The organism is Plantibacter sp. Leaf1 (assembly GCF_001421315.1).
Taxonomy (GTDB): Bacteria; Actinomycetota; Actinomycetes; order Actinomycetales; family Microbacteriaceae; genus Plantibacter.
The window spans coordinates 539,180-550,038 of the sequence record NZ_LMJX01000003.1 but is presented as its reverse complement, the minus strand read 5'-3'; the positions used below and the strand labels follow the sequence as shown (position 1 = coordinate 550,038).

Below are 10,859 nucleotides of genomic sequence, written 5' to 3'. Positions count from 1 at the left end.
GGGGGGGGGGGGGGGGCGCGGGTCTCCCGGCGTATGCTGGCGGTCATGTCTCCGCATCCGCACCGTCCGCCGATGCAGCGGTGACCGCGCCCGCGACCCCGGGCCGAAGCGGACTCTTCGTCGATCTGCGTCCCCTCCGGGAGAGTCCCGCCTTCGCACGACTGTGGATCGGCGGCGCGATCACCGGCATCGGCGGCCAGATGACCATCGTCGCCGTCGGCCTCCAGGTGTACGACCTCACCGCCTCGACCTTCGCCGTCTCCCTCGTCGGCGTCATCGCCCTGCTCCCGATGATCTGCTTCGGGCTGTACGGCGGCATGCTCGCGGACGCCTTCGACCGACGCACGGTCGCGCTCTCGGCGGCGATCGTCACCTGGGTCTCGACGGCCGTCATCGCCGTGCTCGCCTGGAGCGGCTCCGAACTCGTCTGGCCCCTGTACCTGCTCACGACGATCAACGCCGTGTCGACCACGATCGTCGGGACGACCCGACAGGCGATCCTCCCTCGGCTCCTACCGGCGCGGTTGCTCCCCGCGGCCGCCGCCCTCTCCGGCATCGCGGCCGGGGTCATGGTGACGGTGGGCCCGGCACTGGCCGGCGTGCTCGTGGCCGGCGTGGGCTTCCAGTGGACCTACACGATCGACGTCGTCCTGTTCGTCGCAGCGTTCCTCGGGATCGCGTCTCTGCCGAAGATCCTCCCGGAGGGCGGGGTCAGCCGGCTTCCCGGCATCCGCAGCCTCGTCGACGGATGGACGTTCCTCAAGACCGCCCCCAGCGTGCGGATGACGTTCATCGTCGACATCATCGCGATGACCTTCGGCAACCCGCGGGTGCTCTACCCCGCCGTCGGCACCCTCGTCCTCGGCGGCGGCGCGATCACCGTCGGTGTCCTCACGGCCGCCGGCGCCGTCGGCACACTCCTGTCGAGCCTCGTGTCGGGAAGACTCGGCCGGATCGACCGGCAGGGCCGCGCGATCGAGCGGGCCATCATCGTCTACGGCCTCGCCGTCGCCGGATTCGGGGCGGTCCTCGCCTGGGTCACCCTCTCCGGCGCGGCCACGCACGAGCCCGACGGCGCGAACCTCCCCGCCATCGTCATCGCCGCCACCGCACTCGCCGTCGCGGGTGCCGCGGACAACGTCAGCTCGATCTTCCGCATGACGATCCTGCAGGCCGCCGTGCCCGACGCCGTCCGCGGGCGACTCCAGGGCGTGTTCACCGTCGTCGTGACCGGAGGGCCGCGCGTCGGCGACCTCTACATCGGCCTCGCCGCCTCGGCGTTCGCGCTCTGGATCCCGGCGCTCGCCGGAGGGCTCCTCGTCATGGCGCTCGTATGGACCGTCGTGCGCCTCCAGGGCGGCTTCCGCCGCTACGACGCCCGCACGCCGACGCCCTGAGCCCGATTCAGGCGGCCCGACTCAGGCGGGCGCGGTGGCGATGGAGAAGACGTCGCGGCCGGCGAGCGAGGCGCGACCGGGGAGGCCCTCCAGCTCGAGGACGAGCCCGAGTCCGGCCACGGTGTACCCGGCCCGCTCGATGAGGTTGACGGCCGCGCCACAGCTCCCGCCGGTCGCGAGCACGTCGTCGAGGATGAGGACGCGGGTGCCGGCGGGCAGCTGCTCGGTCCGCAGCTCGAGCGCCGCGGCGCCGTACTCGAGGCCGTAGTCCTCACGCAGGACCTCGCCCGGCAGTTTGCCGGCCTTGCGGATCGGGACCAGCCGCGTGTGCGTCGCGTAGGCGACGGCGGCGGCCAGCAGGAACCCGCGGGCCTCGACCCCGGCGACCGCGTCGAAGCGACCGGCGAAGTGCTCGCCCAGCTCGTCGATGATCGCGCGGAAGGCGTCAGCGTCGGCGAAGACGGGCGTCAGATCGCGGAACAGGATCCCGGGCGTCGGGAAGTCGGGGATCGTCGCCGTCAGGCGGTCGACGTACTGGGTGGCGGTGGTCATCTGGTCCTCGTTCGGTCTGGGGGACATGCGACACCCCTCGTCACCGCGACCGTCGGTCGGCGGGGACGAGGGGTGACCTGCGGATGGTTACTTGACGCCCAGGAGGTCGATCACGAAGACCAGCGTCTGGCCGGACAGCTGGTGTCCGCCACCGGCCGGGCCGTACGCGAGCTCCGGGGGGACCGTGAGCTTGCGGCGGCCGCCGACCTTCATGCCGGGGATGCCGTGCTGCCATCCCTGGATGAGGTTGCGCAGCGGGAAGTTGATGGACTGTCCGCGGCTCCACGAGGAGTCGAACTCCTCGCCGGAGTCGTAGCCGACGCCGAGGTAGTGGACGTCGACGGTCGAGGAGGCCTGGGCCTCGTCGCCCTCGCCGATGAAGATGTCCTCGACGACGAGTTCGGTGGGGGCCGGGCCCGTTGGGGCGTCGACCTCGGGCTTGGTGCGTGCTGAATCGGTCATGGATCCATCCAAGCAGTTCCTCCGACGCGGCACATGCGGATTTCGCTGAGCGCGTGACCTGGCACCACTCCCCCGCATGCGGGATCGAAGACCCGAGCGCCTCCGGCGAGCTGCATTCGGGGTCTTGCGCTCCGTCGCCGACGGGTGCAAGCTGATGGGACAGACCAACTCATCGCCCGGGCGACTCGCAGGCACTGCCGCGGCACCGGGCGATGAGTCTGTCCGGGTGAGGTCGAGCCGCTCCACTCGGGCCCGGACCGCTATGGCCACAACGCCCACCGCCGACGAGGCTGCGATAGCGTAGAGGCGTGAAGTTCGCCCATTTCGTCGCCACAGACCACCAGTCGAGTCCCCCCGCAGAGCCGCGGGTCAGACTCGCCGTCATCAGCGATTCCGGGGCGGTGTTCCTCGACGAGATCCTCGAAGACGCCCCGCGCGACCTCCAGGAGCTGATCGAGCGCGGTCCCGCCGAGCTCGACCGGGTGCGCAGCTTCGTCGAGACCTCCATCGCCCACGGCGTCGGCGGCGAACCGCTCGACGGCCTCGTGCACGCCTCGGCGGTCCTCCGTCCACCGACCATCCTGGCGGTCGGTCTGAACTACTCCGCACACTCGCAGGAGCTCAACCTCAAGACGGACAACGCCCCCACGATCTTCGGCCTGTGGGCCAACTCGCTGACGGGTCACGAGGGCACGACGAGCTGGCCGGCCGAGATCAGCGAGCAGGTGGACTACGAGGCCGAACTCGGCGTCGTCATCGGTCGCGCCGCCCGCGACGTCGCAGCAGCCGACGCCCTGGGATACGTGTTCGGCTACACCGTCGTCAACGACATCACGGCACGGAACATCCAGTACTCCGAGGCGCAGTGGTCGAGGTGCAAGTCCTTCGACGGTTTCACCCCGACCGGCCCCGTGGTCGTGACGGCCGACGAGATCGCCGACCCACAGGCCCTCCACATCTCGACGGTCCTCGACGGCGTGACGCTGCAGGACTCCTCGACCAGCCACATGGTCCGCAGCGTCGCGACGCTCATCGAGCACCTCTCCGGTTCGGCGACCCTCCTGCCCGGCACCCTCATCTCCACGGGCAGCCCGGGCGGCGCCGGATACTCGCGCGACCCGCAGGTCTTCCTCACGGACGGTGCCACCGTGACGGTATCGGTCGAGGGCGTCGGGTCGCTGACGACCCATTGCCGGGTCACCGCCGCCGAGTAGTCCCTCGGACCCAGCACGAAGCCGTCCAGACCATGGGTCCGGACGGCTTCGTCGTGTGTGCGGCTCAGCGACTCGGGTCGGAGTCGGCGCCCGGGATCGGGAGGTCGATGATCGGGATGGCCGACGTCACCGCTTCGATCCCCGAGAGTCGGGCGGGAGAAAGCTGCTTCGTCACGTCCTCGCGGGTCATGAGGTTCGCCTCGACGACGAGGTCGGCGACGTTCCGTCCGGTGAGCAGGGCGGTCTTCGCGAGCGCCGCGGCCGACTGGTAGCCGATGAACGGCGTGAGGGCCGTGATGACCCCGACGGAGGCGCCGACCATGACGCCGAGGCGCTCCTCGTTCGCCGTGATGCCGTCGATGCAGTTCACCCGCAGCGTCCGGCAGGCCTGAGCCATCCACACGATGCTCTGGAGCAGGGAGTGTGCGATGACAGGCTCGAAGGCGTTCAACTGCAGCTGCCCGGCCTCGGCGGCCATCGTCACCGTCATGTCGGCACCGACGACGCTGAAGGCCACCTGGTTCACGACCTCCGGGATCACCGGGTTGACCTTGCCCGGCATGATGCTCGACCCGGCCTGACGGGGCGGCAGGTTGATCTCGCCGAATCCGGCCTGGGGCCCGCTCGACAGGAGCCGGAGGTCGTTGCAGATCTTCGAGAGCTTGATCGCGCTGCGCTTCAAGGTGCCGCTGAACGACATGAACCCGCCGGCGTCACTCGTCGACTCGATGAGGTCGGGAGCGGTGGTGAGCGACAAGCCGGTGATCTGGTTGAGGTGCCGGACGACCGACTCCGCGTAGCGGGGGTCTGCGGTGATCCCCGTTCCGATGGCGGTGGCGCCGAGGTTGACCTCGGCGAGCAGCCACAGGGTCTCCTGCAGGCGGTCGTAGTCCTCCGTCAGGGTGGTCGCGAACCCGTGGAACTCCTGGCCGAGCGTCATCGGCACCGCGTCCTGCAGCTGGGTGCGGCCGACCTTCAAGACGTGGGAGAACTCGTCGGACTTGGCACTGCACGAGTCGCGCAGCAGTCCGAGTTCCGTCAGCAGGAACTGGAGGGAGAACGCGAGCGCGATCTTGATCGACGTCGGGTAGACGTCGTTGGTGGACTGCGAGCGGTTGGTGTCGTCGAGCGGGTGCAGGTACTGGTACTCCCCCTTCGCGTGGCCGGCGAGTTCCAGGGCGATGTTCGTGATCACCTCGTTCGCGTTCATGTTCGTCGAGGTGCCGGCGCCGCCCTGGATCACGCCGACGAGGAACTCCTCGTGGAAGTCGCCGTCGATGATGATCTGGCAGGCGCGGTCGATGAGGTTCGCCTTCGCGGGATCGAGGACCCCGATCTCGGCGTTCGCGCGGGCCGCAGCCTGCTTGACGCTCGCGATGGCGACCACGAGGTCCGGGTAGACCGAGATCGGGCGCTTGGTGATGGGGAAGTTCTCGAGCGCTCGTGCCGTGTGGATGCCCCAGTAGGCGTCAGCCGGGATCTGCATCGAGCCGAGCGAATCCGACTCGGTCCGTGTCTCGCCCGTGCTCATGCTGTCCGCCATGTCGTCGTGTGCTCCAGGGGTGGTCGGGATGGTGCTGGTGGTGGTGCTGATCGTCACTCGTGGCTCCGTTGCCTGGTGGGTGGATGTCCCATCCAGCGTAGCCGGGCGCGTCCACCGGTGCCGCTCGCGTGTCTCGTTCCCGAGACGGTCGGCGCCGGGCGTCACCGCTTCCGGGAGAACGCCTCGAGTCGATCGGCAGGGCTCAGTGCCGCCATGCGCTCGATGAACGCCTCGCTGAACGTGTCGGCGGTGACGAAGTCGCCGAGTGGGACCGTCGAGTGCGTGATGCGGTCGTCGTACACGTGGACGAGGTTGAAGGACTGCCCGCCGAACATGCCGTTCACCTCCGTGGACGGGAGCGAGAGGTTCATCGAGTAGCAACTCGCACTGGCGACCTGGACCGGGATGCCGGCGAAGGTGCTCGATGTCGAGTAGTGCAGATGACCACCGAGGATGGCCCGGACGTCGCTGCCCCGGAGGACGGCTTCGAGCCGGTGCTGGTCGCGGAGCTCGAGGATGTCGAAGAAGGGGACGCTCGACGGCACCGGCGGGTGGTGCATGGCGAGGATGCTGCCGAGCGGTGCCGGCGTGCTCAACACCGACTGCAACCACGCCAACTGCTCGTCCTCCAGCTCACCGTGGTGCCACCCCGGCACGGTCGAGTCGAGGCCGATCACCCGGAGTCCACCGAAGTCCCACACGGCGTCGAGCGGCTGCTCGCCCGCCGGCAGGTCGAGCAGCTCCGTGCGCATGACCGAGCGTTCGTCATGGTTGCCCATGAGCCAGACGATCGTGGTGCCCAGCCGTTCGGCGACCGGTTCGACCCGCTCGCGGAGCCGCCGGTAGGCGTCGGCCTCGCCGAGGTCGGCGAGGTCTCCCGTGAAGACCATCGCGTCGGGTCGGAGCCGCATGCGTTCGACCTGCCGGAGCGCCTGTTCGAGGTTCGCCTGCACGTCGACCGCGTCGTAGAGGCGACGGCCGTCGGCCAGGAGGTGCGGATCGCTCAGGTGGACGATGACGCGGCTGGGTGCCGGATACTGGCCGAATCGGACGTCGGAAGTCATGCCCCGAGTCTAGGACGCACCTCCGACGAGACCGGATCGTCCGCCGCCGACAGCGGCGGACGCCGGCTCAGGACGCGACGCCGAGCAGCTGCTCGATGGGCCCGCGGGCGAAGAACACGAGGAAGCCGGCCGCCACGATCCAGAGCAGCGGGCTGATCTCCCGTGCCTTGCCGGACAGCGAGCGCAGCACGACCCAGGCGATGAAGCCTGCGCCGATGCCGTTGGCGATGGAGTACGTGAGCGGCATGACGACGACCGTCAGGAACACCGGGAGCGCGACGGAGAACTCCGTCCAGACGATGTCCTTGATCTGCGACATCATGAGCGTCCCGACGATGACGAGGGCGGCAGCGGCGACCTCGGACGGGACGATCTGGGTGAGCGGCGTGAAGAACATCGCGAGCAGGAACAGCACGCCTGTCACCAGGTTCGCGAGGCCGGTCCTGGCCCCCTCGCCGATCCCGGCACCGGACTCGATGAACACGGTCGACGAGGAGGACGACGTGGCGCCACCCGCCACCGCTCCGACGCCCTCGACGATCAGTGCCGATCGCAGCCGCGGGAAGTCGCCCTTCGCATCTGCGACGCCGGCCTCCTTCGAGAGCCCGGTCATGGTGCCCATCGCGTCGAAGAAGTTCGTGAACACGAGGGTGAAGACGAGCATGAGCGCGGCGAGGACACCGATGCGCTCGAAGCCACCGAAGCTCACCTGGCCGAGCAGGCTGAGGTCGGGCAGGCCGACGACCTGGGTGGGGAGGGTGGGCACGCTGAGGTTCCAGCCGCCGGCGTTCTCGCCACCGTTCGAGGCGCCGACCTTGAAGACGGCCTCAGCGATGATCGCGATGATCGTCGAGGCGACGATGCCGATGAGGAGGGCGCCCTTCACCTTGCGGGCCACGAGCACACCGGTGAGGAGGAGCGAGATGACGAACACGGCGGTGGGGACCGTCGCCACGGAACCCTCGATACCGAGGCCGACCGGCGGGGATCCGGCGCCCGTGGAGCGGACGAAGCCGGCATCGACGAAACCGATGAAGGCGATGAACAGGCCGATGCCGACCGTGATCGCGATCTTCAGCTGGATGGGCACCGCGTTGAAGATCATCGCGCGGAGACCGGTCGCCGCGAGGAGGACGATGATCAGACCGTTGATGACGACGAGGCCCATCGCCTCCGCCCAGGTGACCTGGCCGACGACGCTGACCGCGAGGAAGGAGTTGATCCCGAGCCCTGCCGCGAAGGCGAACGGCAGACGTGCCACGAGGCCGAAGAGGATCGTCATGACGCCGGCGGTCAGGGCGGTGACGGCGGCGACCTGCGCGAAGCCGAGTTCACCTCCGGTGACGTCGGCCGAACCGCTCAGGATGATCGGGTTGAGGATGACGATGTAGGCCATCGCGACGAAGGTCACGAGGCCACCGCGCACCTCCCCTCCGACGGTCGAGCCGCGCTTGCTGATCTCGAAGAAACCGTCGAGACGCTCTCGGAACGAGCGCGGAGCGGTGGGCGTCGTGGTCACTGGACCTCCTGGGTCTGCATCGAAGCAACCAGCGTACCGGCACGGCGGACCGCCCCGCGACGACCGGGATGCAAGGGTCCCGCTACGATCGGCTGGACCCCTTAACCAGCACCCTCCCACGGAATCGAGCTCACATGGCGCTGCCCTGGACTCTGCACGGCGACGGCAAGCACGTCCCGACCCACGCGATCGTCGGCCCCGGAGAACGGCTCAGCTGGCCCCGGACGATCGGGCTTGGGATGCAGCACGTCGTCGCGATGTTCGGCGCGACCTTCCTCGTGCCCGTCCTCACCGGCTTCCCGCCCACGACCACCCTCTTCTTCTCGGGCGTCGGCACCATCCTGTTCCTCGTCATCACGAAGAACCGTGTGCCCAGCTACCTCGGTTCCTCCTTCGCGTTCATCGCCCCCATCTCGGCCGCCGTCGCGAGCCAGGGCATGGGCAGCGCCCTCTTCGGCATCCTCGCGGTGGGGCTCCTCCTGGCGCTCGTCGGTGTCATCGTGCAGGTCACCGGCACCGGCTGGATCGACGCGCTCATGCCGCCGGTCGTCGCCGGCGCCATCGTCGCGCTCATCGGGTTCAACCTCGCCCCCGCGGCGAAGAACAACTTCGTGGAAGCTCCGGTCACCGCCCTCGTGACGCTCGCGGCCGTCATCCTCTCGACCGTGCTCTTCCGCGGCATCCTCGGCCGTCTGTCGATCGTGATCGGCGTCGTCGTCGGCTACGTCGTCGCGGCGATCCGACAGGAGATCGACTTCTCGAAGATCGCCGACGCCGCCTGGGTCGGCCTCCCCGAGTTCCATCTCGCGGACAACCCGATCTCGAACCCGGCCGTCTGGGCCGTCCTCCCGGCGTTCCTCCCCGTCGTGCTCGTCCTCATCGCCGAGAACGTCGGGCACATCCGGGGCGTCGCACAGATGACCGACGCCTCCGTGAACAAGCAGACCGGTCGCGCGCTCCTGTCCGACGGTCTCGCGACGATGCTGGCCGGGTTCGGCGGCGGTTCGGGCACGACGACCTACGGCGAAAACATCGGTGTCATGGCCGCGACGCGCGTCTACTCGACGGCGGCCTACTGGGTCGCCGGCCTGTTCGCGGTCCTCCTCGGCCTCTCCCCCAAGGTCGGTGCGGTCATCAACACCATCCCCGCAGGTGTCCTGGGCGGTGTCACGACGGCCCTCTACGGGCTCATCGGCATCATCGGCGTGAAGATCTGGCTCGACAACAGGGTCGACTTCTCGAAGCCCGTCAACCAGTTCACTGCGGCCACGGCGCTCATCATCGGCATCGCCGACTTCACCTGGGTGGCGGGCGGCGACGTCAGCTTCAACGGGATCGCGCTCGGCACGATCGCGGCGATCGTCATCTACCACGTGATGACGGTCATCGGCCGCTGGCGCAAGACCGCCTGACCGATCCGGTTCGGGCCGGTGCGCCAGCGCGGTGCGCTGACGTCAGTGCGGGTCGTCCGCGCGAGCGCGGGTCTGCGGAGCACCGCGTTCGCGCGCGTGACCCGCGGTCACGCCGGGTCGGTGCGGTTCACGTCAGCGCGGTGCGCTGGCGAGACGGGTCAGCCCTGGTGGAAGAACGGGACGATCAGGTAGATGCCGAAGAGCACCGCGGCCGCGCAGAGCGCGAAGCAGGCGTAGGCACCGGCGCGGGCCAGGTTCTGCTGTGCGGGCGTCAGCGGGTTCTTGCGCGAGGCCTTGGCGGCACGCTTCGCCGCCTTCGCAGCCTCCTCCGGTGTGATGACGGTGATCGCGTCCGTGAACTCGGCCGGCGCGACGACCGGGATACGTCCGGCGGTGGTGAGCAGCCGGAGCCCGAAGGAGTACAGGCTGACCACGGCGGTGGCGCCGACGAGCGACGTCGCGAACACGATCAGGAATGCTGCCCAGTCGATCACTTCTTCACCTTCTTGGGCTTGGGGTTGCGCTTGATCTTGACGGCGCGACCGGAGTCGGCGACCTCGCTGACGACGTTGCTGTGGTCGACCTGGTTGCGGCGCGAGATGAGGAAGATCGTGAGGATCACGCCGATGCCGACGACGGCGTCGACGATGATGCCGAAGAGCCCGAGGTGTGCGACGGCGGCGGCCAGGGCGCCGACGATGCCGGCGGCGGGCAGGGTCATGAGCCAACCGAGCGCGATGCGTCCGGCCGTCCCCCAACGGACCTTCGAACCACGACGCCCGAGACCGGAACCGATGACGGACCCGGAGGCGACCTGGGTGGTCGACAGCGCGAAGCCCAGGTGGCTCGACGCGAGGATCGTCGCGGCGGTGCTCGTCTCGGCGGCGAAGCCCTGCGCCGGCTTCACATCGGTGAGCCCCGTACCGATCGTCTTGATGATGCGCCAACCGCCCATGTAGGTACCGAGGGCGATGGCGAGCGCGCAGACGACGATGACCCAGAGTTCGGGGCCGGTGCCGACGGCCTGCACCCCGACCGCGATGAAGGTGAGCGTGATGACGCCCATCGTCTTCTGCGCGTCGTTGGTGCCGTGTGCGAGGGCGACGAGGGAGGAGGAGAAGATCTGCGCGTACCGGAAGCCGTCGCGGCCGTCGGGTTTGCCGTCGTAGCGTCGCGTGATGCGGTACGCCAGCTTCGTGGCCGAGTACGCGACGAGGCCGGCGGTGACCGGGGCGATGAGCGCCGGGAGGATGACCTTCGAGAGGACAACGCCGAAGTCGATGGAGCCGAGGCCTGCGCCGACGATCGCCGCGCCGATGAGCCCGCCGAAGAGCGCGTGGCTCGAGGAGGACGGAAGGCCGAGGAGCCACGTCAGCATGTTCCAGACGATCGCGCCGATCAGGCCGGCGAAGATGAGCTCCGGCCCGATGCGGATACCGCCCTCACCCTCGCGGATGAGCCCTCCGGAGATGGTCTTCGCCACCTCGGTGGACAGGAACGCACCGACCAGGTTGAGGATCGCGGCGAGGAGGACGGCGGTCTTCGGTTTCAGCGCACCCGTGGCGATCGGCGTCGCCATGGCGTTCGCCGTGTCGTGGAACCCGTTCGTGAAGTCGAAGAACAGGGCCAGTGCGATGACCAGCACGACAGTCAGGGTAACGAGTTCCACTGGTGTCTTTCTCGAGGCGGAGCGAAT

The 10,859-nt window shown here is 69.0% G+C and carries 10 protein-coding genes; 3 read left to right on the top strand and 7 right to left on the bottom strand.

Annotated features, from left to right (window positions below; translation table 11 throughout):
- The first annotated feature begins 80 nt into the window (after window positions 1-80).
- Window positions 81-1,397, top strand: coding sequence for an MFS transporter (locus ASE44_RS16370; protein ID WP_200921135.1), 1,317 nt, complete (start codon window positions 81-83; stop codon window positions 1,395-1,397).
- Between the two features lie 21 nt (window positions 1,398-1,418).
- Here the strand turns inward: ASE44_RS16370 and ASE44_RS16365 are convergent, their stop codons facing one another.
- Window positions 1,419-1,949: an adenine phosphoribosyltransferase gene (locus ASE44_RS16365; RefSeq protein ID WP_056012236.1), complete on the bottom strand. Its 531-nt coding sequence runs from the start codon at window positions 1,947-1,949 to the stop codon at window positions 1,419-1,421.
- A gap of 87 nt (window positions 1,950-2,036) precedes the next feature.
- Entirely contained in the window at window positions 2,037-2,411 is a 375-nt protein-coding gene (locus ASE44_RS16360; protein WP_056012238.1) for an FKBP-type peptidyl-prolyl cis-trans isomerase, read from the bottom strand.
- Window positions 2,412-2,719: 308 nt separating this feature from the next.
- Between ASE44_RS16360 and ASE44_RS16355 the strand changes: the two genes are divergently transcribed.
- Window positions 2,720-3,625, top strand: a complete 906-nt coding sequence (locus ASE44_RS16355; RefSeq protein WP_056781870.1) for a fumarylacetoacetate hydrolase family protein — start codon at window positions 2,720-2,722, stop codon at window positions 3,623-3,625.
- Window positions 3,626-3,689: 64 nt separating this feature from the next.
- Here ASE44_RS16355 and ASE44_RS16350 read toward each other — a convergent pair whose 3' ends face one another.
- The 3 genes from ASE44_RS16350 to ASE44_RS16340 all read right to left on the bottom strand — a co-directional run bounded on the left by ASE44_RS16350 (window position 3,690) and on the right by ASE44_RS16340 (window position 7,751).
- Entirely contained in the window at window positions 3,690-5,156 is a 1,467-nt protein-coding gene (locus ASE44_RS16350; protein WP_369796508.1) for an aspartate ammonia-lyase, read from the bottom strand.
- A 173-nt stretch (window positions 5,157-5,329) separates the two neighbouring features.
- The gene (locus tag ASE44_RS16345; RefSeq protein ID WP_056781869.1) at window positions 5,330-6,232 is read right to left on the bottom strand and encodes a phosphodiesterase; all 903 of its coding nucleotides are present in this window, start codon (window positions 6,230-6,232) and stop codon (window positions 5,330-5,332) included.
- A 67-nt stretch (window positions 6,233-6,299) separates the two neighbouring features.
- The gene (locus ASE44_RS16340) at window positions 6,300-7,751 is read right to left on the bottom strand and encodes an NCS2 family permease (protein WP_056012248.1); all 1,452 of its coding nucleotides are present in this window, start codon (window positions 7,749-7,751) and stop codon (window positions 6,300-6,302) included.
- A gap of 134 nt (window positions 7,752-7,885) precedes the next feature.
- Between ASE44_RS16340 and ASE44_RS16335 the strand changes: the two genes are divergently transcribed.
- Window positions 7,886-9,163: a uracil-xanthine permease family protein gene (locus ASE44_RS16335; protein ID WP_056781867.1), complete on the top strand. Its 1,278-nt coding sequence runs from the start codon at window positions 7,886-7,888 to the stop codon at window positions 9,161-9,163.
- Window positions 9,164-9,321: 158 nt separating this feature from the next.
- Here ASE44_RS16335 and ASE44_RS16330 read toward each other — a convergent pair whose 3' ends face one another.
- Entirely contained in the window at window positions 9,322-9,657 is a 336-nt protein-coding gene (locus tag ASE44_RS16330) for a hypothetical protein (RefSeq protein WP_056012254.1), read from the bottom strand.
- Window positions 9,654-10,832 (bottom strand): inorganic phosphate transporter, encoded by a 1,179-nt coding sequence (locus ASE44_RS16325; protein WP_056012257.1) that lies wholly within the window; start codon window positions 10,830-10,832, stop codon window positions 9,654-9,656. The genes ASE44_RS16330 and ASE44_RS16325 overlap by 4 nt, the downstream gene beginning before the upstream one ends.
- Between the last annotated feature and the right edge of the window lie 27 nt (window positions 10,833-10,859).

Coding starts and splice junctions, on each gene's coding strand:
- ASE44_RS16335 (WP_056781867.1), top strand. CDS start 7,886: ATGGCGCTGCCCTGGACTCTGCACGGCGACGGCAAGCACGTCCCGACC.
- ASE44_RS16365 (WP_056012236.1), bottom strand. CDS start 1,949: ATGACCACCGCCACCCAGTACGTCGACCGCCTGACGGCGACGATCCCC.
- ASE44_RS16350 (WP_369796508.1), bottom strand. CDS start 5,156: ATGAGCACGGGCGAGACACGGACCGAGTCGGATTCGCTCGGCTCGATG.
- ASE44_RS16345 (WP_056781869.1), bottom strand. CDS start 6,232: ATGACTTCCGACGTCCGATTCGGCCAGTATCCGGCACCCAGCCGCGTC.
- ASE44_RS16360 (WP_056012238.1), bottom strand. CDS start 2,411: ATGACCGATTCAGCACGCACCAAGCCCGAGGTCGACGCCCCAACGGGC.